The 608-nt window shown below is 66.8% G+C and carries 1 pseudogene; it reads left to right on the top strand.

Features of this window, described 5'->3' with window-relative positions:
• Positions 1-608 (top strand): annotated as a pseudogene (locus tag AB4118_RS34095) (HlyD family type I secretion periplasmic adaptor subunit); the annotation flags it as partial.

Raw genomic sequence — 608 nt, 5'->3', positions numbered from 1 at the left:
TGCGGCGGCTGGGCCGCGAGCGCCCATCTCAACGGCGCCGTGATCGCCCAGGGCTCGATCAAGGTCGATCAGAACCTCAAGGAGGTGCAGCACCGCGACGGCGGCGTCGTCCAGGCGATCGGGGTGCGACAGGGCGACCGGGTCGAGGCWGGCCAGACCCTGTTCTGGCTCGACGATGTCCAGACCAAGGCCGAGCTCTCGATCATCCGCTCGCAGCTCGGCGAAAATCTCGGCCGCAAGGCCCGCCTGATCGCCGAGCGCGACAAYCTTGCCGCGATCACCTTCCCGGCCGAGTTCGCCMGATTCTCCGACGAGGCCAGCCAGATCATCCAGGGCGAGACCCGGTTGTTCGACGGCAACCGCACCAACCGCGAAAGCCGCAAGGARCAGCTCGAGATCAGCATCGTCCAGTCCGGCGAGGAGGTGAAGGGCCTCGAGGCGCGCCAGGTCGCCAAGGTCGAGGAGCTGCGCCTGGTCGAGCTCGAGCGCAACAAATATCTCGGCCTGTTCCAGAAGGGCTTCATCGACGGCACGAAGGTCTACAACATCAACCGCGAATGGGCYCGCCTGCTCGGCGAGCGCGGCGAGATCGAAGCCTCGATCGCCCG

The organism is Allobosea sp. 2RAB26, assembly GCF_052115465.1.
In the GTDB taxonomy this organism is placed as follows: domain Bacteria; phylum Pseudomonadota; class Alphaproteobacteria; order Rhizobiales; family Beijerinckiaceae; genus Allobosea.
Note: the sequence above shows the minus strand (reverse complement) of the source record. Positions and strands in the feature narration are given on the sequence as shown.